Origin of the sequence: Pseudomonas sp. MWU13-2105, assembly GCF_023242315.1 — a bacterium.
Taxonomy (GTDB): domain Bacteria; phylum Pseudomonadota; class Gammaproteobacteria; order Pseudomonadales; family Pseudomonadaceae; genus Aquipseudomonas.
This window is the reverse complement of the sequence record NZ_JALLIY010000101.1, coordinates 1-313: the sequence shown is the minus strand read 5'-3', so window position 1 is coordinate 313 and position 313 is coordinate 1. Positions and strand designations below refer to the sequence as shown.

Annotated in this window: 1 protein-coding gene; it reads left to right on the top strand. The window is 53.4% G+C overall.

The genetic code is table 11. The features are described 5' to 3' along the window. A partial coding sequence (locus M5B96_RS32485) for an integrase core domain-containing protein (protein ID WP_248801266.1) occupies positions 1-313 on the top strand: 313 nt, incomplete at its 5' end.

Genomic DNA, 313 nt, shown 5'->3' with positions numbered 1-313 from the left:
TATCTTTGATCGTGTCTGCTATGAGCACGGTATCAAGCACCGGCTGACCAAGCCCTACCATCCGTGGACTAACGGCCAAGTCGAGCGCATGAATCGCACGATAAAAGAGGCCACGATCAAGGCTTTCCACTATCCAGATTGGGATGCACTGAAAGCCCATACGCTGGCCTTTATTACGGCCTACAACTTTGCCAGACATCTGAAGGCGCTGAGATGGCGAACGCCCTTTAGGGTGATCTGCGAAGCCTGGACTCTGACTCCAGAACGCTTCAAGATTAATCCGCACCACCTCATTCCGGGACCGCACACCTAG